This window comes from Nicoliella lavandulae (assembly GCF_037546185.1).
Classification (GTDB): domain Bacteria; phylum Bacillota; class Bacilli; order Lactobacillales; family Lactobacillaceae; genus Nicoliella; species Nicoliella lavandulae.
Genome location: NZ_JAWMWH010000001.1, coordinates 124,026 through 147,442 on the forward strand (window position 1 = coordinate 124,026; position 23,417 = coordinate 147,442).

Annotated in this window: 20 protein-coding genes; 12 read left to right on the forward strand and 8 right to left on the reverse strand. The window is 40.0% G+C overall.

All coding sequences use genetic code 11. The annotated features are described in order from the left end of the window. Positions 1–15 precede the first annotated feature (15 nt). Together R4146_RS00655 and R4146_RS00660 are read left to right on the forward strand one after the other, a co-directional pair. Positions 16–2,460, forward strand: coding sequence for a Xaa-Pro dipeptidyl-peptidase (locus R4146_RS00655; protein ID WP_339959541.1), 2,445 nt, complete (start codon positions 16–18; stop codon positions 2,458–2,460). A gap of 46 nt (positions 2,461–2,506) precedes the next feature. After that, a complete protein-coding gene (locus tag R4146_RS00660; RefSeq protein ID WP_339959542.1) occupies positions 2,507–3,418 on the forward strand; it encodes a proline iminopeptidase-family hydrolase in 912 nt (303 codons plus the stop codon). A gap of 43 nt (positions 3,419–3,461) precedes the next feature. Here R4146_RS00660 and R4146_RS00665 read toward each other — a convergent pair whose 3' ends face one another. Together R4146_RS00665 and abc-f are read right to left on the reverse strand one after the other, a co-directional pair. Continuing rightward, on the reverse strand, positions 3,462–5,567 hold the full coding sequence (locus tag R4146_RS00665) for a glycoside hydrolase family 32 protein (RefSeq protein WP_339960619.1): 2,106 nt from the start codon (positions 5,565–5,567) through the stop codon (positions 3,462–3,464). Positions 5,568–5,685: 118 nt separating this feature from the next. Continuing rightward, a complete protein-coding gene (gene abc-f, locus R4146_RS00670; protein WP_339959543.1) occupies positions 5,686–7,239 on the reverse strand; it encodes a ribosomal protection-like ABC-F family protein in 1,554 nt (517 codons plus the stop codon). A gap of 136 nt (positions 7,240–7,375) precedes the next feature. On the opposite strand from abc-f, the gene R4146_RS00675 reads away from it, so the two are divergent. The 7 genes from R4146_RS00675 (at position 7,376) to R4146_RS00705 (ending at position 13,876) form a co-directional block, all read left to right on the forward strand. Beyond that, entirely contained in the window at positions 7,376–7,765 is a 390-nt protein-coding gene (locus R4146_RS00675) for a VOC family protein (protein WP_339959544.1), read from the forward strand. Positions 7,766–7,768: 3 nt separating this feature from the next. Then, positions 7,769–8,452 (forward strand): CPBP family intramembrane glutamic endopeptidase, encoded by a 684-nt coding sequence (locus tag R4146_RS00680; protein ID WP_339959545.1) that lies wholly within the window; start codon positions 7,769–7,771, stop codon positions 8,450–8,452. Between the two features lie 131 nt (positions 8,453–8,583). Continuing rightward, entirely contained in the window at positions 8,584–10,203 is a 1,620-nt protein-coding gene (locus R4146_RS00685) for an APC family permease (protein ID WP_339959546.1), read from the forward strand. A 395-nt stretch (positions 10,204–10,598) separates the two neighbouring features. After that, on the forward strand, positions 10,599–11,594 hold the full coding sequence (gene trpX, locus R4146_RS00690) for a tryptophan ABC transporter substrate-binding protein (RefSeq protein ID WP_339959547.1): 996 nt from the start codon (positions 10,599–10,601) through the stop codon (positions 11,592–11,594). Beyond that, the gene (locus tag R4146_RS00695) at positions 11,591–12,490 is read left to right on the forward strand and encodes an ABC transporter permease (RefSeq protein ID WP_339959548.1); all 900 of its coding nucleotides are present in this window, start codon (positions 11,591–11,593) and stop codon (positions 12,488–12,490) included. Before trpX ends, R4146_RS00695 begins: the two co-directional genes overlap by 4 nt. Continuing rightward, on the forward strand, positions 12,483–13,253 hold the full coding sequence (locus R4146_RS00700) for an ABC transporter ATP-binding protein (protein WP_339959549.1): 771 nt from the start codon (positions 12,483–12,485) through the stop codon (positions 13,251–13,253). Before R4146_RS00695 ends, R4146_RS00700 begins: the two co-directional genes overlap by 8 nt. A 101-nt stretch (positions 13,254–13,354) precedes the next feature. Next, positions 13,355–13,876 (forward strand): hypothetical protein, encoded by a 522-nt coding sequence (locus R4146_RS00705; protein ID WP_339959550.1) that lies wholly within the window; start codon positions 13,355–13,357, stop codon positions 13,874–13,876. 56 nt (positions 13,877–13,932) lie between these two features. Here the strand turns inward: R4146_RS00705 and R4146_RS00710 are convergent, their stop codons facing one another. Both R4146_RS00710 and R4146_RS00715 read right to left on the reverse strand, forming a co-directional pair. Continuing rightward, positions 13,933–15,456, reverse strand: coding sequence for a glycosyltransferase (locus R4146_RS00710; protein WP_339959551.1), 1,524 nt, complete (start codon positions 15,454–15,456; stop codon positions 13,933–13,935). Positions 15,457–15,473: 17 nt separating this feature from the next. Then, positions 15,474–17,081, reverse strand: coding sequence for a glycosyltransferase (locus R4146_RS00715; protein ID WP_339959552.1), 1,608 nt, complete (start codon positions 17,079–17,081; stop codon positions 15,474–15,476). Between the two features lie 196 nt (positions 17,082–17,277). Between R4146_RS00715 and R4146_RS00720 the strand changes: the two genes are divergently transcribed. Next, positions 17,278–17,787: a YbhB/YbcL family Raf kinase inhibitor-like protein gene (locus tag R4146_RS00720; protein ID WP_339959553.1), complete on the forward strand. Its 510-nt coding sequence runs from the start codon at positions 17,278–17,280 to the stop codon at positions 17,785–17,787. A 36-nt stretch (positions 17,788–17,823) separates the two neighbouring features. On the opposite strand, the gene R4146_RS00725 is transcribed toward R4146_RS00720, so the two are convergent. Beyond that, positions 17,824–18,150, reverse strand: coding sequence for a hypothetical protein (locus tag R4146_RS00725; protein WP_339959554.1), 327 nt, complete (start codon positions 18,148–18,150; stop codon positions 17,824–17,826). A 118-nt stretch (positions 18,151–18,268) separates the two neighbouring features. Here R4146_RS00725 and R4146_RS00730 point away from each other — a divergent pair, with 118 nt between their 5' ends. Together R4146_RS00730 and R4146_RS00735 are read left to right on the forward strand one after the other, a co-directional pair. Further along, positions 18,269–18,922: an NAD(P)H-hydrate epimerase gene (locus tag R4146_RS00730; protein ID WP_339959555.1), complete on the forward strand. Its 654-nt coding sequence runs from the start codon at positions 18,269–18,271 to the stop codon at positions 18,920–18,922. Next, positions 18,922–20,751 carry an FAD/NAD(P)-binding protein gene (locus R4146_RS00735; RefSeq protein WP_339959556.1) on the forward strand — a complete coding sequence of 610 codons (1,830 nt, stop codon included), beginning with the start codon at positions 18,922–18,924 and terminating at the stop codon, positions 20,749–20,751. The genes R4146_RS00730 and R4146_RS00735 overlap by 1 nt, the downstream gene beginning before the upstream one ends. 45 nt (positions 20,752–20,796) lie before the next feature. On the opposite strand, the gene R4146_RS00740 is transcribed toward R4146_RS00735, so the two are convergent. The 3 genes from R4146_RS00740 to R4146_RS00750 all read right to left on the reverse strand — a co-directional run bounded on the left by R4146_RS00740 (position 20,797) and on the right by R4146_RS00750 (position 23,367). Continuing rightward, the gene (locus tag R4146_RS00740) at positions 20,797–21,411 is read right to left on the reverse strand and encodes an LVIS_2131 family protein (RefSeq protein WP_339959557.1); all 615 of its coding nucleotides are present in this window, start codon (positions 21,409–21,411) and stop codon (positions 20,797–20,799) included. Positions 21,412–21,499: 88 nt separating this feature from the next. Then, a complete protein-coding gene (locus tag R4146_RS00745) occupies positions 21,500–22,231 on the reverse strand; it encodes an HAD hydrolase family protein (protein WP_339959558.1) in 732 nt (243 codons plus the stop codon). Positions 22,232–22,323: 92 nt separating this feature from the next. Then, positions 22,324–23,367 carry a serine hydrolase gene (locus tag R4146_RS00750; RefSeq protein WP_339959559.1) on the reverse strand — a complete coding sequence of 348 codons (1,044 nt, stop codon included), beginning with the start codon at positions 23,365–23,367 and terminating at the stop codon, positions 22,324–22,326. Between the last annotated feature and the right edge of the window lie 50 nt (positions 23,368–23,417).

The window sequence follows — 23,417 nt, forward strand, 5'->3', positions numbered from 1 at the left end:
ATAGGAGGTTTTTAGATGAAAAACCATCAATTTGCCATTGTTCCCACTAATTTAAACCAAATGATTGCTGAACTACATGCAATCCAGTTTCTCGATCAACAGAACGAAAAATACGAGTCAGTTCAATTATTGCACAGTTTGCTAACAAAGACGCTATTAAATTATCATTCTACGGCAAGCCAGAAAATCGCATTAGCTGACATTATGGTGGATGCCAATCAAGATGCCCGTGAATTCTTTAATCACGCCCATACCGTTACCCAACAGCAATTTTACAATATTGCACTACAACTCCTGGGGTTTCAAACGAATGAAGATTTCAAACTAGATGAATCACTTGAAACCATGCAGAAATTCAACCTCCCAATTCACGAAACTGCCGACCAAGAATTTGATACAGAAGCCATCATTAGAGCGTGGTACCTCCTATTAAATACCCACACCAAGGTCGGTCAAACCTACTTAGACGTGCTTGCTGGGGATGGGTACTTTGCACAATTTAATCACTTAACGAAACCCCTTATCTTTAATGGTAAGGCCCAACCAGTGTTTAACACTGATCAATTAATTCGTGAAGTCGTCTATGTTGAATCTGATTTAGATACTGATCACGATGACAAACGGGACCTACTAAAGGCGGAAATCATTCGCCCCCAAGAAACTGAGACCGGATTAAAGGTGCCAATCTTATTCACCGCTAGTCCATACAATCAAGGGACCAACGATAAAGCAGGCGCTAAATTGACCCACCCCGTTAACCATCCCATTGCCCGTAAACAACCCAATAACTATCAATACTCAGACATTGAAAGTAAGCCTACTGAAGAAGACTTACCGGATAAACGTTCTGGGAACGTCCAAACCGTAAAACACGCTGAAGAACACTTCCAAAATGGTTGGGGATACACATTAAATAATTACTTTTTAGCCCGCGGCTTTGCCGTTGTCTATGCCGCTGGAATTGGTACTAAGGATTCAGACGGCCTAAGAACTACTGGTGATCGAGCAGAAACCCTTTCTACCACTGCCATCATTGAGTGGCTCGATGGGAAACGTAATGCTTATACCAATCACGATGGTCAAGTCCGCATTGATGCTTGGTGGTCCAATCACCACATTGGGATGACTGGGCGTTCATACTTAGGAACGCTGCAAACCGCTGCTGCTACGACCGGTGTTGAAGGACTTAAGACTTGTATTTCAGAAGCTGCAATTTCTAGTTGGTACGATTACTACCGAGAAAACGGCCTAGTAGTTGCCCCGGGGGGCTTCCAAGGTGAAGATGCCGACGTATTAGCCGAAGAAACCTTTAGTCGCGCACAACGGGCCGGTGACTATCACCGCATCAAGGCTAAGTGGGACCAACAACTCGCTGCGCTTACCAAGGATCAAGACCGGCAAACTGGTAATTATAACCAATTCTGGGATGCTCGTAACTATTTAAAGGATGTTCAAAACATTAAAGCCGACATGGTCCTAGTTCACGGGCTCAATGATTGGAACGTAAAACCACGTAACGTGGAAAAACTATACCAGGCACTACAATCCGTTCCCGTTACTACTAAGCTTTTCTTGCATCAAGGTCAACACATCAACATCAATAACTTCCAATCCCTTGATTTCACCGACATGATGAACCTATGGCTAAGTAATAAACTATTAGAAATTCCTAACCAGGCGAATGATTTAATTCCACCGGTGGTGATTCAAGATAACGTTAAACCAGAAACCTGGCATCAACTTCCTAAATGGGAAGCAGCCCCTAATTGGCAAGCGTTACCGCTACAAGATCAAACCAAATTTAGCACCCATCCCGGCGACATCACTCCATCATTTGTTGATCAACTATCTGCTGATCAATTAGCGGAATACACTAAACATGAAGGAACTGGACAATACAATGAATGGATGGACGACCTAGTAAATAATGTTAATAGCCCCATTCAATCCACACGGCTCCTGTTCAAAACGAACCCACTCACTACTGAAAATACCATTAATGGAAAGGTGCGGGTCAACTTAAGCGTTGCATCTGATCACAATATCGGATTAATTAGTGCCATGCTCATTGACTACGGAAAGGCCAAACGACTTTCCACCAGTCCAGTTATGCTTGCGCCCAACGCCATTAACGCTGGGTATCAATGGACCAAGGATGACTTACGCGAATTCAAACTGCAAAGTCTCCCTACCGATTACAAAATGATCACGATTGGGCATATTAACATGCAAAACCGGCAAAATAGTTATCACGTTGACGATTTAAAAGCGGGTCAATACTACACACTAGATTTTGAGCTCCAACCCACTTACTACACCCTTCCTGCTGGTCGGCAATTAGGGCTAGTTATTTATGCGACCGACCTATCCATGACGGTTCGGGGCACGATGGGCGTTAAGTACACATTGAATACTAATCAATCAACATTAAACATCCCATGGGTTCACAAAAAAGATTAAAAAGTGGTAAGATAATAAGTAAATAATTAGAAATGAGGGTTTGCAAATGAAACAAGGGACCAAAATCATCACCTTAGATAATGGTTATCATCTCTGGACACATACTGCTGGGACGGGAACCATTCACCTCCTTGCCTTACATGGTGGCCCGGGTGGGACCCATGAATATTGGGAAGACACTGCTGACCAACTTAAAAAGCAAGGCTTAGACGTTCAAGTCCACATGTACGATCAATTGGGGTCATGGTATTCAGACTCCCCTGACTTTGATGATCCAGCAGTAGCCGACAAGGTGCTTACCTATGACTACTTCTTAGATGAAGTGGAAGAAGTTCGGCAAAAATTAGGGTTAGACCAATTCTATTTAATTGGTCAATCCTGGGGTGGTTTACTAGTGCAACTATACGCCCAAAAGTATGGTCAACACTTAAAGGGTGCCATTATCTCATCCATGGTGGATGAAATCGATGACTACACCAAACACCTTAATCAAATCCGTGAAAAAGAATTTGCGCCAGATGAATTAGCGTTCATGAAAGAATGTGAAGCCAACAACGACTACGATAATGAACGTTACCAAAACGATGTTGATCAACTTAATCGTGATTACATTGATCGAAAGCAACCACCAGCAATTGCTCATTTAACTAGTTTGGCTAACACGACGATCTATAACGCCTTTCAAGGTGATAATGAATTCGTGATTACCGGTAAACTAGGCGAATGGCATAATACGGACAACCTAAAGAACATTAAGGTCCCAACGTTAGTTACCTTTGGGGAACATGAATCAATGCCGTTGGCAACTGGTAAACGAATGGCTGAAATGATTCCAAACGCACAATTCGTTTCCACCCCGAACGGTGGTCATCACCATATGATCGATAACGCCCCCGTTTATTACAAACACCTGGCTGATTATATTAAAGCCGTTGAAGCTGGCACGTTCAATCAATAATCCAATCAAAAAGCTAATGCAGAACGAACTGCATTAGCTTTTTTTAGGCTTTAATATATACTAATTGACGATTAATTTGGACTTGTTGCCAGATTTGACCACTTCGTTCAACTACTTTGCGCACGGTCACTGATTTGAAACGCTTAGTCGTCTTATGGCTTTGCTTACTACCAACTTGAGCGTAGTATCGCGTCCCCTTATCAATATTGACTTTAATGAACCCAGCATTAACCTTCACATTATTTAGCCAATCATTAAAGTTACTTTCAACCGTTGCTAACTTGAGATTACTGTTAGCACTAGTAAGTTGGGTGCGGGTCGTACGGGCTTTTTGATCGACCGTCTTTACTAGCTGGCGATGATTACCGCGGGTTAGGTGATTCTTCAATCGATCGACCACCGCTGATTGTTGATTTAAAACGCGTTGCTTAGCCTGCTGTTTAGCAACGGCCATTTGACTCCTGCGATCAGCTGTGGTGGTCGTTTGCAAATTATCCGTAAACATTGAATAGTCAAGCGTTGCATCACTAGTTACCGTCATTTTATATGGACTATTTTGGGTATTGCTCAACGTCATTAAGGTATACATCTTATGCACCTCTGGGAAGTAGACCTCAATTGAACTGTTATCCACGTATAAGACAGCCTGGCCTAAGTTCTTGCCATAATCGTTTGTGGTGACCTTATTCATACTCTTATGAAAATTCCAACTTCGTGAAATGGTCACAACACTACCGTTAACATCAATTCGAACGTTGTTACCAGTTTTATCCTGGCGGGTCAACTTAATGGATTGATTACGGTTACTAAAGTCCAAGGCCACTTTATTATTAGTCCCGACCATAAATGAATGATTCGCCTTTAATTGGTATTCGCCAATTTGTTTGTGATCAGGCTCGATTGGGTCGACCAAGAAATCCCCGTTTTGGTATTGAATCGTTCGCGCCAGCGTATAGGTCCCAAAGTGCTGATTATTATCATATGAATTTAAATTGGGGCTGTAAGTCCAATTCCCCAGCCATGCCATCGAAATTAACTTTTTGGAATTGAGGTTAGTATAATTACCAGCAAAGTTATCGAATCCGTTATCCAATTTCGTGATTTTACTATTCTTAGTTGGCGTAAAGATCCCATCAGAATTAAAACTCCCGGTCATTACATAGTCACCACTTTGGTTACCAGTATAATCCTTACTGCCGGCGATAAAGAACATCATTGGTTGCCCATTGACCGTTTTAACCACTGGCATTTCAGCAACGTTATAACCCGTTAAGTCAATTGTTTCGTCGGGGTGAAAGTCCCAATTGACCCCATCGGAGCTGGTAAAGACATACATTACATTGGCCAAGCCTCCCGCAACGTATGCAACTAGCTTTCCATTTGCGAGGCGTTCAACATATGGATCTCTAAAGTCGACTTTATTTTTTAACCCACTAATTGTATCGGGATGCATTACTGCCTTGGACTTATACGGCTTAAATTGTTCGCCGTTGTTACTGTAAGCTAAATGAATACTTTGCCCATTAGAGAAGTTAGTAAAGTACGCTAACTTAGCATGATAGTCAATGGAGTTTCCAAATTGATCCTTAGTTAATAAACCGTTGTTATCGATCACAGAGCCAGAAGCAGCGGCACCCCATGGATATTCGTTTTGATTATTGGCAATTTGGAATGGTTGATTATTGCTATCCAAGTAGTATTTATCCGGTAGCGCTACGTTGTTTAGACTATACCGATTGGAAGGATCAGCATCACTGAAGGTCTTAAAATCCTTCGTCACCATGTGCTTCCATTCGTATTGCACCCCTTGAAGACGGGCCAATGGTTGGGCAATATAATAAATATCCCAATGATCAATTGCGCCATTTCTACCATAGTGAGGCAGAATGGATTGAATATCATTCGCAAAACCATCCGATGCATTAAAGTGGAAGTTTTGGTCCCACGTGGATTGAATTACGTTTTGATTTTTAGCAATGTAGCTATTCATGGTATCAATGGCATGACTGTTCGCATTATAACTAGCGCTTGAAGAAGCACTAGCAGCACTACTAGCTACATTACTACTCTGTTGAGTAACTAATTCGGTGGCAGCACTACTTGCGGCATTGGCACGATTGGCCACCGTTAATAATCCGGTCGCAGTCATTGCTGCCACCACGGTCGTTGTGTATAAATATGGTTTGATTTGTTGTTTAATAATGATAATTCCCCTTAATCTAATAAAAGCCGCAATGGGAAAACCCCATTTCGGCTAGTAATGATAATTACTTTGGTTGTGAACGTAGGCTTAGTTTTTCAACATCAATTATCTTATCCACTAAGTGATCATAGAATGACGCTTCGTGACTAACGATAATAGCATTGCCTGGAAACTTATTAATCGCCCGTTTTAAGGCATCCTTGGTTTCATCGTCCAAGTGGTTCGTCGGTTCATCCATGATCAAGAAATTACTTGGGACAAATTCCATCATCGCTAACTTAACCTTCGTTTGTTCCCCACCAGAAAGATCATTCATTGGTTTACTTACGTTATCTGGACCAATTCCACACTTAGCTAATTTAGTCCGAATGTCACGTTGATCTAACTTAGGAAAACGATCTTGCACAATCTGCATCGGCGTCATTTGCGGATTACTCCACACTAAATCCTGACTAAAGTAATTAACTTTAGCCGATGGTGAAAATTCAGCCTCCCCACCTAATGGTTTGATCATCCCTAAGATCGTCTTAATCAACGTAGACTTTCCAACCCCATTAAATCCTTGTAAGCCAATCTTTTGATCGGTGGTCACCGTAAAGGTCACGGGTTGGAGCAGTGGCTTGTTATAACCAACTGATAAGTGGTCCACGCTCAAAGCATTTTGTGAGCCAGTATCTAAATATGGGAAGTCGAACTTAGCATGTTCATTTGCCGAAGGTGGATCAACAATTTCCATATGGGATAGTTGCTTTTCTCTGGACTTAGCCATCTTAGACTTACTACCAGCTTTGTTTTTCCGAATAAACGCCTTTGCTTTTTCAATTTCAACTTGTTGTTTTTCATAGGCCTTTTCTTGGGCTTTTTCACGTTCATCCTTTTGACGCATAGCTTGCTTAAAGCTACCCCGGTACTTATGAATTTGACCGAAAGCCACGTTTAAAATACAGTTAGTAACCCGTTCCAAAAAGTCATAATCATGTGAAATGACAATAAAGGAACCGTCAAAATTATTTAGATAATCTACCAACCAATCAATATGGGCAGTATCCAAGTAGTTCGTCGGTTCATCCAACAAAATAACTTCGGGTGATTCTAAGATCAACTTCGCTAGGATGATTTTAGACCGTTGGCCCCCACTCATTTTCGCAACTGGCTGGTCGCGACCTACATCATCAAGGCCCAATCCAGTAATTACTTGTTCAATCTTAGTTTGAATATCATAAAAACCATTTGCTTCTAGTTGTTCTTGAATCCGACCAGCTTTTTCTAACAGCTTATCATCCATGTTAGTAGCGTAGTCTTCGTATAACTGCGCCATCCGGTCATTCATATCATAGAGGTTCTTATATGCGGTGTGGAGGAATTGAATCAACGTCATTCCATCCGGAATATCTGCATACTGGTCCAAATAACCAATGCTAACCCCTTTTTGCCATTTAATTGAGCCGGTCAGGGGAAGTTCAACTCCCGTAATAATTTTAATCAACGTACTTTTTCCGACCCCGTTTTGACCAACAATTCCCATGTGCTCTCCCTTATTTAATTGGAAGTTAGCATCTTCATAGAGGGTTTTGTCAGCAAAACTCATGCTCAAATCTTGAACATCAAGTAATGCCAATACTGTTCACTCCTTATTTTTCGTACAATAAATCCTATTATATTGTAAACTTTTCAAACCGTTTTGACCACCGATTTTAAGGTTTTCAGCTATGTTATAATGATATTATAATTTTTGAACAAGGAAGGAATCCACTATGAAGATTAAAGACATTGATCAAATCACCGTGACCGTGACTGATTTAAAGGCTACCATGCGTTTTTACCATGAGGTGTTCGACTTACCAATTATCAGCATCGATGATGAACACCTAGCCATTCAAATTGGCCACCAAAAAATTGTCTTCGTCACCGTTGAAACCGCCACTACAAACAAAATCGCTACCCCCACCCCTGGAGCTAGTAGCATCACCTTAATCGTCAAAGATTCCCTTGATTATGTCATTAATCACATGGCAAATTACGGAGTCGATGTCATTGATGGCCCCACTGAAATCAAGGGTAGTAATGGTCCCATGAACGCCATTTCAGTTTATGATCCAGACCAAAATGTGATTCAACTATGTGAAACTAAACGAAAGGGGTAATCTATGACTGCTGTAAAAAATAGTTTTCACTATCTCAGTACTAAGGGATTAATGGTTTTAAAATTTATTGGTTTTATTTTAATCTACCAAATTAGTTCTGCCATTTTAGAGAATGCACCAGCGACTAATAATAAGGCACAATATTACCAGGTATTACTTTATGGCGTGGTCGCAATTGCAATCTCCATTGCCTTCATTGTTTGGCGTTATCGTAAACAACTTAAAGCTCATAATCCATTTCATTTTAAACGGCGAAAGTTCGACGAAAATGCCCTTATTATTTTTATCATATTGTTAATATCAATGATCGTCATTCAAGTCATCTGGTCATCGTTAATTGCTAACCATATGATTAGTGAACCAACCAATCAAAAGGACGTAGAAGCCATCTTAAAAAGTGCACCACTGACTAACTACATCTTTGCAGGTGTATTTGCCCCCATTTTTGAAGAGCTGATTTTTCGGGGCATCTTTTTCAATTACTTTTTTAAGCTAACCAATGGTATAATTACCCGAATTATTGGCATCATTGTATGTGGTGGAATCTTTGGATTTATGCACACCCTTACTTTTGACATTAATTGGGTCTTTTATTCCCTACTGGGAGTAGTGTTAAGTACCACTTACTTAATCTTCAAAGATATTCGATACGATACAGCATTGCACATGATTAATAATTTAATTTAAGACTTTTTACGATTGTGAAATCGGTATTGGTTAACGAGATGAAAGCGCTTAACATCCCGCCAATGCTGATTTTTTCATTTGCAATTATTCTTATATTTGATAAAATACTAAAAGACCGTGAAAGGAGAACTATGTCAAAACAAAATAGTAAAAGAAAAATTGGTTTATTTCAGATTGTAATGTTAGGTTTAAGTTCCATTATTGGTTCAGGATGGTTATTCGGTTCCTGGGAAGCTTCCAAAGTTGCCGGACCGGCTGCCATTATTTCCTGGGTTATCGGGGCAATCGTGATTGGTTCAATCGCATTTAACTACATTGAATTAGGTACGATGTTCCCAGAAAGTGGTGGAATGAGTAAGTACGCTCAATACTCACACGGATCCCTACTAGGATTCATTGCAGCGTGGGCCAATTGGGTGTCCCTTGTTACTTTAATTCCAATTGAAGCCGTTGCCGCGGTTCAATACATGAGTTCATGGCCTTGGTCATGGGCTAACTGGACCAGAGGGTTTTTAAGCAATGGAGAAATTACTAATGAAGGACTTTTCATTGTCTTCTTATTCATCTTGGTATTTACCCTCTTGAATTACTGGTCTGTTAACTTGTTAGCAAACTTCACGAGTGTGATTTCCATTTTCAAACTAGCCATTCCATTAATTACAATTGTAATGTTGTTAGTTTCTGGATTTACACCACATGATTTTAATAACCCTTCATTGGGTGGTTTCATGCCTTATGGTAGTGCTCCAATCTTTGCTGCCACTACCGCATCCGGAATTATTTTCTCATATAATGCCTTCCAAGTGGTTATTAATATGGGACGTGAAATCGAAAATCCACGTAAAAACATTTCACGTGGGATTGTTATCTCATTAGCAATTAGTACAGCTATTTACGTATTACTTCAATTTACGTTTATTGGTTCTATTGAACCTAGTAATCTAGCTAATGGTTGGCATGGTGTTAACTTTAATTCACCATTTGCCGATATTGCAGTTGGATTAAACCTTTACTGGTTAACTGTCCTACTATATGCGGATGCCTTTGTTTCACCATTTGGGACTGGGGTTTCATTCGTTGCTCAAACTAGTCGGACGCTAGCTGCAATGGTTACTAACGAACACATGCCTAAGTTCTTAGGTAAGATCAACAAACGTTGGGGTGTTCCTCGGGTAGCCATGGTTGCCAACTTAATTATCTCTGTCTTATTAGTTGCTTCATTTAGAAGTTGGGCTACACTGGCTAGTGTTATCTCCACTTCTACTTTGATCGCATACCTTACTGGTCCGGTCACTGTCTCAACATTGAGAAGAATTGCGCCTAACTTTACCCGGCCAATTCGTTTGAAGTTACTGAAGTTTATGGCTCCATTTGCCTTTGTAATGGCTAGTTTAGCTACCTACTGGGCTAAGTGGCCTACGACAATTGAAGTTATCTTAGTAATCCTATTAGGACTTCCATTCTACTTCTACTTTGAATGGAAGAACCAATGGAAGGAAACTAGAAAACAATTCGTTTCCGCATTATGGATGATTGTTTACCTAGTCTTCCTATCCGTAGTATCATACCTTGGAAGTACCCAATTTAACGGAATCAATGTGTTACCATACCCATTAGATTTCGTTGTAATCATTATTGTGGCATTGGTATTCTACTACTGGGGAATTTCTAGTTACAGTTTCCAAACTGATGATGATTTAGATAAAGCTAAAGAAGTAAATGATACGGTCGACGATGATTTATTAAAATAAAATATCAACACCAAAAAAGAGATTAGCAATTGCTAATCTCTTTTTTATGCTTGACAAGTTAATAATGAGTATATTAAAATAAATTTAATCTTAAAACGTAGAAAGGAGAAAGATCCAATGAATAATTTAAAATCCATTAACTCATCCATTCGTTGGCAAAGCCGGTCATAGGTCGTTATCTTATTTCAGATACGACTTTATTTAAGCATGTGCAAAGGCGTATCTGGACCGGCTCTCTTTCTTCTCGAAATATTTCAGCTTGTTCGGATCTTACTTAAACCGTTCCTGGCTGAAACCTTACAATTGGCGAAATGCTTAGGACTGTCTAAGTGTTTCGCCTTTTTGTTTGGATATGTACGTTAAATACTTAACTTTAAATTTAAGGAGCTTGATTTATGAAACGAATGTATGCACTAATCACGATTCTACTGGTTTTTCTAGGGGTGGCCTATTTTCAAGAACAAAATCCAACCCAAACCAGTAGTTCTAAGGTTCCCACGCTAGGAATTTTACAATTAATGACCCACCCTTCCCTTGATGCCATTCACCATGGAATCATCCAAGGATTAAAGGATAGTGGTTATCAACCTGGGAAAAACATTAAGATTGATTACCAAAATGCGCAAAATGATCAAAGTAACTTAAAGACCATGAGTACTAAGTTCGCCAATGAAAATGCAAATGCATCAATTGGAATTACCACGCCATCCGCACAAGCATTGGCTAGCACGATTAAAACGAATCCCGTTATCTTAGGTGCGATTACCGACCCCGTTGGTGCTGGATTAGTCAATAGTTTACAACATCCCGGTGGACATATTACAGGTGTATCCAATGGATCACCCCTTCAAAAGCAACTGGATGTTATTAAAAAGTTCATGCCAAAGCTAAAGACGTTAGGCATTATTTATACATCAAGCGACCCTTCTTCAACTTCGCAAGCTAAACAGTTTGCGGTTCTATGTAAGAAGGAAGGTATCAATTTAAAGACATATACAATTGCTAATTCCAATGATTTAAACCAAATTTCCAGCCAAATGGTAACTAAGGTCCAAGCCGTTTACGTTCCTAACGATAATACAATCGCTGGAGCTATGGATACCCTAGTTGCCAATGCGGATAAGGCTAACGTTCCAGTATTTCCATCCGTGGACTTCATGGTTAAATCAGGTGGAATCGCTACCTATGGAGTTGATCAATTCCAAATGGGCGTTACCATCGGAAAAATGACAGCTAAAATCTTACGAGGCGAAAACCCTGCTACCACACCAGTTAAGGTCTTTGACCAAGGTAAGATGATCGTTAACGTTAAACAAGCTAAGAAATTACACATTACAATTCCAGCTTCAATTATGAAGGAAGCTGAAACGAAGGGCGAGGTGATCAAATGAGTTTAATTGTTTCTGCTATCGGTCAAGGACTTCTATGGGGAGTACTTGGCATCGGGCTATTTTTAACCTTTAGAATTCTTAATTTTGCTGATATGACGGTGGAAGGAACCTTCCCAATGGGAGCTGCAATTGCAGCCACTTCCATTGCTCATGGTTTCTCACCAATTGTTGCCACCCTCTTTGCATTTGGTGGTGGTGCAATTGCTGGATTGATCACTGGTCTACTTTACACCAAGGCTAAAATTCCAGTGCTATTATCCGGGATCTTGGTTATGACGGCAGCCTACTCCGTTAACCTCCGGATTATGGGTGCTGCCAACGTTTCCCTATTGGGTAAGGGTAACTTATTAAATGCTAAAATCTTCGATGGTCTTCCAAACTACTTCAATAGTGTTGCGTTAGGACTAATCGTAATTACCATCGTAACGGTACTGATCGCCTACTTCTTACAAACTGATTTAGGCCAAGGCTTTATTGCTACTGGTGATAATGAAAATATGGCCCAATCCTTAGGGATTAATACCGATACCATGAAGTGTCTGGGGGTAAGTGTCTCAAACGGAGTAATTGCCTTAGGTGGTGCTTTAGTCGCCCAAAATAACGGTTATTCAGATGTTAACATGGGAATTGGAATTATCGTGGTTGCGCTAGCATCCATCATCATCGGTGAAGTTGCCTTTGGTAATCTAACCATGAACCAACGCCTAGTTGCTGTGACCCTCGGTAGTATCCTATACCGTTTCGTATTGTTGATCGTATTACAACTAGGGTTCAACGCTAACGACTTAAACTTAATTTCATCTATTATCTTAGCATTATGTATGAGTTTGCCTGCCATCAGGAGCAAGTTCAATATAATTCAAATTTTGAAACGGGGGTTAGAACGTCATGAGTAAGCCAATTTTTCAACTAAAGGATGTTGTTAAGACTGTGTATCCCAATGGTAGTAAGCCATTAAACATCCTGGATCATATTAACTTAGACATTTTTCCTGGTGACTTTATCACCATCTTAGGGACGAACGGGGCTGGAAAATCCACCCTATTTAACGCCATTGGCGGTAACTTACCAATTACTAGTGGCAACGTCTTATTAAATGATAAAGACATCACGAAAACCTCCGTAACTAAGCGGACTCGGTTTCTTAGCCGCGTCTTTCAAGACCCTAAGCTCGGTACGGCGCCACGAATGACGGTGGCAGAAAATCTGTTACTTGCTGAAAAGCGCGGCCAACATCGCTTGTTAAAGCCTCGGCATTTAAAGCGCGAAATGCCTAAGTATAAGCAAATCACCAGTCAATTGCACAATAACTTAAGCAATCGACTTAATACCCCCACGGGAAACCTATCTGGTGGACAACGCCAAACGTTAAGTTTCTTAATGGCTACCATTAAAAAACCAGAAATTTTATTACTCGATGAACATACGGCGGCATTAGATCCAAATACATCACAAGAACTGATGAATTTAACTAACCAGACCGTCAGTAATCAACACCTTACCTGTTTAATGATTACCCACCATCTAGATGATGCCCTAAAATACGGTAATCGATTGATCGTATTAAACCACGGTCAAGTCGAACATGATATTCAAGGTGCAGATAAGGCCAACTTAACAAAGGATCAATTATATCAATTTTTCGATCCCCAACAATAGTCCATATCAAACAGTCAGAATCCGAAAAATAGGCATTCTGACTGTTTTTTGGTATAATAGACGTAATGCTTTTGTTGGCATTAATTTATGGAGGGATTTATTTGAACAATCAAGAACCGCAGTCGCGAGTAAAACGTTATGATTTCAATAAGGGCTCTAAACAGCCTGATCCTAATCCTAAGAACTTTAAGGTCTGGCCTTGGATTTTAGGACTGGTAATCGTAATCGGGTTGCTCGTTGGTGGTATCAAATACCTAACTTCTGGTAATAATAATACTGCCCAACCCACACAAACATCATCAATGGCAAGTTCGACTAATTCAAGCAGTCAATCAACATCGAATAGCCATTCCAGTAATAGCAATTCAACAAGCTCTGCCAAACAAAATAGTAGTAAAAAGACCGCTGCTAGCCACGCTAGCAATCGTCCGCCACAAAATAACAATCAATCTAAGGCGCCTGCCAACGGTGGATCGTTTAGTACCCCACGTCAGTTTAGTACGGTTCAAGATGCTACTAATTGGGCTAAAGCCACTCAATCGAGTTGGATTCAGGCCGGCTATAGTAACTACACCATTACATCTGATGGTCAAGGCTTTTACGTTTTAAACTTTATCAAATAAAAAAATCCTGTGAATTATAAAATTCACAGGATTTTTTATTTTAGCAAGTGATGAAATTATTTAATTTGATTCCATTGCTTAATAACGTTAGCAGAACTGAATTCCTTAGCCTTAACTAATGAACCATTACTCAACTTCTTGAATAATGCGTTATCTAACATAATGTCATCAATATGACCAGCAGCTTCACGAACGTTACCAGCAGGTACTAAGTAACCATTAACGTCATTGTCAATGATGTTAAGAGGACCGTAGTTAACATCGTATGCTACTTCTGGAAGTCCATATTCAAGACCGTTAACTAATGACATACTCAAACCTTCACCAAATGAAGTTTGTAGCATTACCTTAGCTTGGCTTAATACAGCTTCTTTATCCTTACCAATTAGGTAACCCTTGAAATCAACGTTAGTGTCAAGACCTAACTTCTTAACAAGGTTTAATAATTCTTGACGGTATTCTTCAGATTCAAAGTAACCAATTACATCCAAGTGAATGTCTGGTACTCGGTTCTTAGCAAAACTAACCGTTTGAATTAATTGGTCGATATGCTTGTCACGGAAAATCCGTCCAGCATAAACAACGTTGTTTGAACGGTCATCTTCAAGTGACTTGCGAATTTCTTCAGCTTGGTCATTGAAGATTGCGCTATCAAAGATAGCGTAAGTCTTTACTTCTGGGAAGAGACGACTTAAGTCATCACGTTGTTGTGGAGTTGATACGATTAAACCATCGTAATCTTGTAAGTGCTTGTGGAATAGGTTTTCCAAGATTGGGTATAACTTACCCTTAGCACTACCAGCTAAATTAGCATCAGTAGTTTGTTCGTTGTGCAAGAATTGGTATCTAGCAGCCACATTCTTAACATTCGCAACTACATCAGTTAATGTAGGACGATCATTAATTAAGATTGTCTTCTTAGGATCAGAAATTTCGTTTAAGAAGAATTCGAATAATTCATCTTCAGTATTGAAACGCATGTTACGACCCTTGTAGTTCAATAACTTGAACATCGTTGGGTGAACTTGACCATTAATGTTCATGTGAGTAATTTCCATTACTGGATTACCATCATAGTCAAATAAGATTTCGTGCCCAACTTGGCCATCTGGATGAAGGTATTGAGTCTTAGAACGGAATCCACGACCATCCCATACATCCCGACTACTAGTGTTACCAAAACGGTCAAAGTAATCAACCGTTCCGATTTCACCAATCGTAAGTGGGAAGATGTTTACTTGCGCAACTACCTTACCCTTTTGTTCGATGTATGACTTGTTGTTGTCAACTCCATCGATTTTGTATTCGTTCTTATCAACCATGTCAGAGTAACGTAAGTAAGCATGCTTGTGAGGAACGTCAGTTACGTTTTGGAAGTAATCGTACATGTTTAAAATGTCGCTACTTTCCAAACCGTACTTTTCGATTTCTTGATGTAATCCTTGGTTATAATTACGAGTAACAATCTTAGAATCTTTTTTGTTCGTCTTAAATAATTTTTGACGGTTCATTGCGGAAAATTCAGTTCCGGAATTAAACGTAAAAATATTTTCATTTACAAATAAAAATGTTTTAGCCATATCTATTCAACCGCTCCTTAATCTAATTTTTCGAGACCCTTTTCGATATCAGGGTTCCAAACTGCCATCTTGTGTTTCCAAGTCTTGTTGGCATCATCTAATAATGCTTTCCAGTCTTTCCAAACGTTAGTTTCTGAGTAACGTTCTGAAAGTTCGTAAGCCTTATCAGACATCTTTTGTAATTGATCAGGGTTGGTGAATAGGTCAGTCATGTATTGACCCATCTTCTTGTAATCACCGTAATCAACAATGTAACCATTTTCGTTGTTAACTACTAATTCGTTAGGACCATAGTTAACATCGTAAGTGATTCCAACATCACCTTCGGATTGTGCTTCCATCATGGCTAAGTTAAATCCTTCCATGACAGATGCTAAACCATAGATTTGAGCGTTCTTTTGAACGATTGAAACGTTGTTAACGTAGCTGTGGATGTGAACCGCATCTTCCATGTGGTAATCCTTGATTGCTTCGTTAATCCGCTTCATGGCGATATCATCATTTGAGTGGTCAACATATCCGTATAAGTCAACAGTAACTTCTGGAACCGTCTTACGAGCAATTCCGGCAGCACGGATAACCTTATCTAATTGCTTTTCTGGCGCAATCCGCGCAGTAGCAATAACACTACCGAACTTACGGTCCTTCATTGGAACCCGTGGTTCGTCAAAGTGCTTGTCAGGAATAACCCCAACTGGAATGGTAAACATAGCAGCCTTAGGATCAAATCTGTGCTTAACATCTTCAGTTTGTTTGTGAGTAGCAGAAATGATTGCATCATAACGGTTTGCATCAGTCAAACTGTATTCATAATTATTATTCATAATTGAAGTGTGTGGCTTTTGTGCATCACCAGCATGGGAGTTATGAAGGTGCAATACAGTGTATGCAGGTTCACGTAGTTCTGGTAATAATTCTTCATATAGATCAGAACGGTCCATAATAAAGATGTTTGGCTTAGTCTTACGAAGGTACTTGTGGTTAGCAGCATTTAAGAATTCTAATAACACACCATCAATTGTATCGTATTGACGAACAGTACCCTTAGCATCCACCGTCTTCCAACCAGACTTGTCCATCTTACCTTGTGCATTTGGACGGTAGTAGTCTTCAACTACTGGACGACCAGATGGAGTGTACCAAGTTTCAGTCGCAATCTTGTTGTCTGGAGTATACCATTGAACCATGGACTTGAATCCACGACTATCGTAGAAATCAACCCGGTATAAGTTGGCAAAACCATCAAATAACTCAACGGATTGAACGCGCATGTCATCACTAATGTCCTTACCGAAGCAGTTAACACGAGCAATAATTAGCTTGTCCTTGAATACAATCACCCGATTGTGTTCTTCATCACGTTGGTAAGTTAAATCAGAAACACCGAAATCGATGTCTTCTGGCTTAACAATTTTTTCCTTAACATCTTCAGCTTCTTGGAAGAAGTCAAACATGTTTAAAATTTCATCATCGTGAATACCAACATTATTCAAATGGAAATGAAGTAATGGGTTCCATTCACGGAATACTAACTTGTAAGCTTCCTTATTCTTACGGAATAAGAAGGCCCGCTTTAATTGGGCATGTTCAATCCCAGAGTTTTTAGCGTTAAAGCTTGAGTTCATAAAAAAGTTCATAAAATTACCTACCTTATGTAACGCTTTATTTTCAGTACATCTAATACTGTCTAATAGGTATTATATAATAAAACGAGTAAATAAAACAGTCAAAAAATGAAATTGGAAATATCATTTAAAAAATCCTTTAACATTTTAAATAATAATCAATGTTATATAATATATCTAAAAGGAGGACTTGAATATGAAAATCAACGTACCATTAGTAAACGGCCACCTAGGCGACAAGTACACTAAGCATGCTGCCAATGACCAAAAATTAAACCACGTTCCATTTATTTCTTTTCCAATTGAAATTAGTGACGTCCCAAAGAATGCCCAATCACTTTCTTTAGTCATGCTCGATTGGGATTCAATTCCAGTGTGTGGGTTTGCATATATCCACTGGGTAGCAGCTAATATTGACCCTAAGACCACTTTGATTCCGGAAAATGCTAGTCATGAAGACTTAATTCCATTGACACATGGTAATAATAGTACCGCAGGACCATTAGCGGGACCAATGGATCCCACTATTAGCCAACGCTACTTGGGCCCCACCCCACCTAATCAAGATCATAACTACCAACTAACGCTGTATGCTTTAGATACTAAACTACCACTTAACGATGGTTTTTGGTTAAACAAAATGCAAGCAGCAATGAAGGGACACGTCCTAGCTAAAGCAAGTGTTGAATTACCAGTCTTAAAATAACAAATAAAGCACTTCACGATCGTGAAGTGCTTTATTTTATTGGGCTGCAACATCATAGGCAACATCTGATAGATGCATTAATAATTTTTCTGAATCGGTCTTAAAGTCATCGGCAAAACTATCGCCATTGGCTACTTCTTCGTGAATGACCTGATTCGTTAAGTCAAACACTTGTAATAAGTTCGGCTTAGTTAATCTAGCCGTATCATAGTGCCCTTCTTCGGCTTCATCTAGATAGATTTGAAATAAACTTTCCACGTTTTTTCCAATAAATTCATCTTGGTCAACGTGCTTGCCTTCATCTTCAAAGTCTACCATTGCATGCCGAACTTCGCGCATGTTTTCAGGTACGAATTCGCTCATTTCAATCACCTTTCTCCATTTAGATTCATAATAAAATTATAACACGAGTCGCTTTATTTAATTTTAGTTTTGATTGATAATAATAAATATATCACTAATCATAAAGGACGTGAAAAATTTGAAAACAATCTCAGTTAGTGATGCCAAAGCATTTGATGAATACACAATGCGTGAAGTTGGCATCCCCTCCCTCGTTTTAATGGAACGAGCCGCACTAAAGAGCATTGAAAATATCGACCAATTAAAGTGGGACTTAAGCCACGTATTAGTCGTTGCCGGATCTGGTAATAATGGTGGTGACGGACTAGCCATTGCCCGCTTATTAAAACTAAAGGGCGTATCAGTCGATGTCTTTTTAGTCGGTAATCCTGAACACGCCACCATCGAACGGACTCAACAATTAATGTTCGCGCAAAAATATGGAGTCAACGTAATCAACGGTAACCCAATTGATTGGCAATCATACACTGTCATTATTGATGCCATCTTTGGCATTGGCCTATCCCGTGATGTTAGTGGTAACTACCAAGCCATTATTCAATCCATTAATGATAGCAATGCCAAGACCCTTGCCATTGATGTGCCATCTGGTTTAAACGCCCAAAGTGGTGAAGAAATGGGTATTGCTGTCCACGCTAACGCAACGGCTACCTTTGCCTATGCTAAACAGGGGATGGCATCAACCACAGGCCAAGCTTACTGTGGTCAATTATTTGTTGATGACATCGGAATCTATGATCCTAAAACAATTCAAATGGGAGGAACTCAATAATGAACATCGGAATTATCGGTGGTGGGCCCCGCGGGTTAATTACCCTATCCCACCTCGTCCAAAATTTTCAGGCCAGTTCCAGTTCAGAACTGACGATCGATATCTTTGATCCATACCCAGCAGGTGGCCAAGTATGGCGAGTGGATCAACCAATTGAACTAATCATGAACACGATTGCAAGTGACATTACGTTATTTGATCATCGCCATCAAGTGGGCCCAAGCCTTTCAGATTGGGCTAATCACTTAGCACCACAATACATTCAATCCCGGCACTTAGATGCTCGCTTGGAGCAATTAGCCCGTCAACTAACGCCAAATGGATATGCCCCCCGGGCACTCGTAGGCGCATATGCCCAATGGTTTTACGATCAATTGATCGCTAATTTACCTACTGGCGTTAACGTTAACTACCATCTTTCAGTCGTTAATAACATTACAAAAAATGGAGATCAATGGACCATTAAGACCGATGATGAAGCCGTTAAAGCCGACCAAGTGGTCTTTACCATCAACGCCAGTGCTCACCAACGAACGACTAGTGAACAATCGCTTCATAAGTATGCTGATGAGCATCACCTTTACTACCAAGCCCCTGCATACCCTGGTGACATTGCCAATTATCACTTTGCACCCCATCAAAACGTTATTATTCGCGGGCTCGGGATGAGCTTCTTTGATGAAATAATTAAGTTGACCGTTGGGCAAGGTGGGCAATTTAAAACTGACGAACATGGCCAACTAAAGTACTTACCATCCGGGAATGAACCCCACTTATTTGCCGGTTCTAGACGGGGCGTGCCCTATTATCCCAAGGCCGTAGTTAATGATGATTATCAATTTACGTCCCACTTTGTTACCGACGAACAGGTCGCTAAGTTAAAGAACGATGGGCATATTACGGTTAATCAATTTCAACAGTTAATGCGTCATGAAATTGAATTAACTTACTATCAACTCATTTTAAAACAACACCATCCCGAAGTAGATGTACAACAATTCACCACTGAGTTTGTTAATAACCCAGATGCGGCGGTTGATAATGCACCCTTTCAACCCAATGAATTATTGCGGTGGCCACAACTACTTAATCCAGTAGCTGGGACCCCAATCACCACTACCGCTGATTATCAACAAACCCTCTTGAATTGGCTTAAGGCAGTTGCTAGTGATGCCACCGCCGGATTAGGTAAGGGTCCATTGGCTACCGCGTTGACCACGTTCAAGGAAGTCAGAGCAACCTTTAGAAAGGTGATTGGAGATCATGATTTCACCAATGATGACTATGTCGAAAACTTCCTCACGGGTTTTAAAGCTAACAGCCAACTGCTTTCCAATGGTGCCCCTGCCATTCGCTTCCACCAATTAATCGCATTAATGAATGCTGGCATTGTCACTATTTTAGGACCACAGATGAATGTGATCGGCGCTAATCAACACTTCGTTGCCATGTCCAAGTTCTATCCTAAAGAACCCGTCATTGCCGATGCGTTAATTGAAGCCCGCATTCCTAAATTAAACCTAGCTGCTGATACCGGTTCCCTAACCAAGCAATTGGTCAACGAACAAACCATTCAACCAGCTGCGTTTAAGTTAAGCGATGGTAAGACAGTCCAAATTAATGCCATTCAGATCAATGCTACCGACCAAGCAGTTAACTCTACCGGTCAAGTTGACAATGGACTGATTGTATTCAGTACCATGACCGAAGGTATTCATTGGCTAACCACGGTCTTTCCAATGATGGGCTTAGATGATAATCATGAATCTGCGGAACAGATCAGCCGCCAATTATTATCACTTCCAAGCTCTCAATCAGATTCAATGTAAAACAATAAAAGGACGATAACGTCGAATAACGTTATCGTCCTTTTATTAATGATAGAAAATAAACGACTGGTCAGGAACCCGAATAATCGAGTACCGACTCGCCTGTCTACCAACCCGCATTCCGAGACCATTCCAGAAATTAGGTTTGTACTTAGTCGTAATGGTTTCAATCCATGCTTTTTGATACCGTTGATCTAATCGCTTCATCAATTTAGGATCAGAGCGATAGGTCATTGTGGGCAACGAAAAGGAAGACTCATAGCCATTAATAATCATTGCATTACGACTGGATACTTTGTAATGCTCACCCTTAGTTAAATAGGTGTAATACTTTTGGGATGGGCGCTTGGCATTATAAACATTCACATAGTATGACTTGTGACCATCGGTATCCAAGACGATGGGTTTATAATTTCTAGCTAAAGAAACATTGCTGAGATGTTTATTCCCACTAAAAGAAATAATTGTCATTGCTAAAATTGAGCCAATTAGGACTAACCATTGGGACACCATTATCCAACGATTCTTAAGTCCTAACTCTTTATTTGGTTGTAATAAGGCCTGTTGGTTTCGCTTTCGAGTGAAAATTATCATTGAAATAAGCCATCCAATGATTAAAATCCAGACAAAAAGCCCAATCACATTCCAGGCTGATATCATAAACAAGCTCCTTTAAACCATAGTAACTTTGTAACTGACCATTATTTTATTGTACATGGTTATGAACTAGATAACAAATTTTGGCGGGTTACTTAATTAATTGGTCAATGGCATCATAGCCACTTTTAGTTGCTGGATCATCAAATAATTGATCAATGGCATCGGAATGATCATTAATTACCGTTACATCAGCATCATTAAGCGATAATTCTGTTTTCAAACCATCGATGGAATTAGCATAGGAAGCCTCAACTGCAGTAATTGCTATTTGATTGCCTAACGCATGGGCTACTAACTTCCCGTTAAAGTGGTTATTAAAAGTTTGGGCCTTATTTTCAATTTCTTGGTCGTCATCAAAAATCAAGCGAATTTGGTAAACTAAATCGCTAACTAATTCAATGTTTTTAATTTGGTAGCGTGAAGGATATTCGGCCTTAATTTGTGGATATGCTTTACTATCGGGGGTTGCATCTGTATATGCGTTTAATTTGCCAGATAGGACAATGTAGGCCGTGTTGAAATCACGGTTTGATTGGACCCATTGTAGCGCTGATTGCCAAATGTGATAATCAATTGTCGCTTCATCCTTAACCACCCGGTCCACAATCGTTTCGGCGCCTCGTTCACAAACAACCACTGCGGGGGCTTGCATCCCCTTAAATTGTTGGATTACCTTTGCATATGAATTTGCAGTTAAAAAGCCTAGCTTCGTCCCTTGGGCAGCTAGTTTCGTCATTTGTTCGTTTAATCGTGATTGACCAATTTGGTCCGTCCGTGTTTCAAAGCCATGATCCAAATCAGCTAAAATTAACTTAGTCACGTTCAATTGCCTCCTCAAAATAAAAAACCTTACGATTGAATCGTAAGGTTTAACATATTGATAATTATATCATTTTTGATTTAGTTTGACGATTACACGTCATCGTCAGTATCAGAACTACTATTGGTATTGAACAATGAGGAGTTCTTATAGATGTAGCGCATTAAATCCCGTTGATCACTAAATTCGTAATTATCATTGATCGTAATTGTAATCAAGCGATCCTTGCCTGGTACTTGACCCGTCCCAACAAAGCTAAGACCAGCGGCTGGAGTGTAACCAGTCTTAAGCCCGTCGACATATAGGTCAGGCGCATAGAACGTCCGCCCCTTTAACATATTGTTGTAGTTGTAAAGTCGTTGCCCATCAACGGTCGCAGTCCCCTTCTTTGAATCCTTTAGGATCTGTGGGTAGTACGCTAATACGTGTTGGGTAATGGTTGCTAATGCCTTAGCACTTACCATGTTACCGGCATTGGCGCCCCCTTTATATTTAAAGCCATAGTGAACTAAGTCCGTATTTTCTAATCCAGATGCAGAATTAAATGTCGCATCGATGTCCCATGCGGCTGCTTGTTTATTCATCATATCAATAAACTTACCGTTAGAACCAGCTACCCATTGGCCTAGCGCAATGGCTGCATTATTGGAGGATTGGATTAACGTTGCCCGGTATAATTGTCTAACTGTATACTTGTGGCCAGGTTTGAACTTAAATCCGCCCCCGATGTTATTATTGTAGCTCATGTTCACTAAGCTAGTGCTAGAAGTATTAACGACTTGATTCCAGCCGTTCGTTTCTTGCGCCTTACGGATCACTAAGTATAAGGTCATTAACTTAGCTGTCGAAGCAACTTTTAACTTTTGATTGATGTTTTTAGCGTACACAATTTTACCGTTATCCGCATCAACCGCAATGGCCGCCTTGGCATTCTTCATTTTGTAATTACCAGGCACAATTGCGTTACCAGTCAATCCAACGGCTCCATCATCATAATCATAGTCATAATTATAAGTCGCCGCATTGGCCGTTTTTGTCGCCCCAGAATTAACCAATGAATTAATTCCAGAACCCGAAGCGATTCCGACAACAGCAACCAATGCCACCGTGAATCGTTTTAATTTTTTACTAATCATATCCTAAATCCTTCCCAAAAATTAAGTAATTTAAATCTTATATAATAAAT

Excerpts from the sequence above, each read along its gene's own strand:
- R4146_RS00655 (WP_339959541.1), top strand. The coding sequence starts at position 16 with ATGAAAAACCATCAATTTGCCATTGTTCCCACTAATTTAAACCAAATG.
- R4146_RS00660 (WP_339959542.1), top strand. The coding sequence starts at position 2,507 with ATGAAACAAGGGACCAAAATCATCACCTTAGATAATGGTTATCATCTC.
- R4146_RS00665 (WP_339960619.1), bottom strand. The coding sequence starts at position 5,567 with ATGACTGCGACCGGATTATTAACGGTGGCCAATCGTGCCAATGCCGCA.
- R4146_RS00675 (WP_339959544.1), top strand. The coding sequence starts at position 7,376 with ATGAAGATTAAAGACATTGATCAAATCACCGTGACCGTGACTGATTTA.
- R4146_RS00680 (WP_339959545.1), top strand. The coding sequence starts at position 7,769 with ATGACTGCTGTAAAAAATAGTTTTCACTATCTCAGTACTAAGGGATTA.
- R4146_RS00685 (WP_339959546.1), top strand. The coding sequence starts at position 8,584 with ATGTCAAAACAAAATAGTAAAAGAAAAATTGGTTTATTTCAGATTGTA.
- trpX (WP_339959547.1), top strand. The coding sequence starts at position 10,599 with ATGAAACGAATGTATGCACTAATCACGATTCTACTGGTTTTTCTAGGG.
- R4146_RS00695 (WP_339959548.1), top strand. The coding sequence starts at position 11,591 with ATGAGTTTAATTGTTTCTGCTATCGGTCAAGGACTTCTATGGGGAGTA.
- R4146_RS00700 (WP_339959549.1), top strand. The coding sequence starts at position 12,483 with ATGAGTAAGCCAATTTTTCAACTAAAGGATGTTGTTAAGACTGTGTAT.
- R4146_RS00710 (WP_339959551.1), bottom strand. The coding sequence starts at position 15,456 with ATGGCTAAAACATTTTTATTTGTAAATGAAAATATTTTTACGTTTAAT.
- R4146_RS00715 (WP_339959552.1), bottom strand. The coding sequence starts at position 17,081 with ATGAACTCAAGCTTTAACGCTAAAAACTCTGGGATTGAACATGCCCAA.
- R4146_RS00720 (WP_339959553.1), top strand. The coding sequence starts at position 17,278 with ATGAAAATCAACGTACCATTAGTAAACGGCCACCTAGGCGACAAGTAC.
- R4146_RS00725 (WP_339959554.1), bottom strand. The coding sequence starts at position 18,150 with ATGAGCGAATTCGTACCTGAAAACATGCGCGAAGTTCGGCATGCAATG.
- R4146_RS00735 (WP_339959556.1), top strand. The coding sequence starts at position 18,922 with ATGAACATCGGAATTATCGGTGGTGGGCCCCGCGGGTTAATTACCCTA.
- R4146_RS00740 (WP_339959557.1), bottom strand. The coding sequence starts at position 21,411 with ATGATATCAGCCTGGAATGTGATTGGGCTTTTTGTCTGGATTTTAATC.
- R4146_RS00750 (WP_339959559.1), bottom strand. The coding sequence starts at position 23,367 with ATGATTAGTAAAAAATTAAAACGATTCACGGTGGCATTGGTTGCTGTT.